Source organism: Christensenellaceae bacterium 44-20 (genome assembly GCA_041223705.1).
Taxonomy (GTDB): Bacteria; Bacillota; Clostridia; order Christensenellales; family Christensenellaceae; genus QANA01.
Window position 1 is genome coordinate 1 of sequence record JBCLQU010000004.1, and the last position, 1,311, is coordinate 1,311.

The 1,311-nt window shown below is 55.4% G+C and carries 1 protein-coding gene; it reads left to right on the forward strand.

The features are described from left to right. The first annotated feature begins 14 nt into the window (after positions 1–14). The gene (gene tuf / locus AALG83_09200; GenBank protein ID MEY8383327.1) at positions 15–1,229 is read left to right on the forward strand and encodes an elongation factor Tu; all 1,215 of its coding nucleotides are present in this window, start codon (positions 15–17) and stop codon (positions 1,227–1,229) included. Positions 1,230–1,311 lie beyond the last annotated feature (82 nt).

Here is a 1,311-nt window from a genome sequence, read left to right on the forward strand (position 1 = left end):
AAAGGAGAAAGAGAATGGCAAAGGAAGTATTTCAGAGAAATAAACCGCATGTCAACATCGGAACGATCGGGCACGTAGACCACGGCAAGACGACGCTGACGGCAGCAATCACGACGGTGCTTGCAAAAGCAACGGGCGGAGCGAAAGCAATGAGCTTCGCGGATATCGGAACGGCAGAAGAGACGGCAAGAGGCATCACGATTCATACGGCGCACGTAGAGTATGAGACGGAGAACCGGCACTATGCACACGTTGACTGCCCCGGACACGCAGACTATGTTAAGAACATGATCACGGGCGCAGCACAGATGGACGGCGCAATCCTGGTTGTATCGGCCGCAGACGGCCCGATGCCGCAGACCAGAGAGCACATTCTGCTGGCACGTCAGGTAGGCGTAAAATATATCATCGTGTTCCTGAACAAGGTAGACATGGTAGACGACGAGGAGCTGCTGGAGCTGGTCGAGATGGAAGTGCGAGACCTGCTTTCCGAGTATGATTTCCCGGGCGACGATATTCCGATCATCAAGGGTTCTGCGCTGAATGCGCTGGAGTACGGCGCAACGCACGACGACGTGAAAGAGAGCGCGGAGTGCAAGTGCATCTTCGAGCTGATGGATGCGGTCGACAGCTACATCCCGACGCCTGAGAGAGCATCCGACCTTCCGTTCCTGATGCCTGTAGAGGACGTCTTCTCCATCACGGGCCGCGGCACGGTAGCGACGGGCAGAGTGGAGAGAGGCACGATTAAGGTGCAGGATACGGTAGAAATCGTTGGCATGACGCAGGAGACGAGAAGCGTGGTGGTAACGGGCGTAGAGATGTTCCGCAAGCTGCTGGAGCAGGCAATCGCCGGCGACAACATCGGCGTGCTGCTGAGAGGCGTGCAGAGAAACGAAATCGAGAGAGGCCAGGTGCTGGCGAAGCCGGGAACGATTCATCCGCATACGCACTTTGACAGTGAGGTATACGTGCTGACGAAGGAAGAGGGCGGCCGTCATACGCCGTTCTTCAACGGATACCGCCCGCAGTTCTACTTCAGAACGACGGACGTGACGGGAGTCATCAAGCTGCCGGATGGGGTAGAGATGGTGATGCCTGGAGACAACATCAAGATGGATATCGAGCTGATTACGCCAATCGCAATCGAGAAGGGACTGCGGTTTGCAATCAGAGAGGGCGGCAGAACGGTAGGTTCTGGTGTCGTAGCGAACATCATTGATGCGTAAACGCAAAGTAAAAGGGAAGAGCAGATGCTCTTCCCTTTTTTGCTGCCGCAAACTGCAAACAAGCTGAAAACAAAAAGCCCAG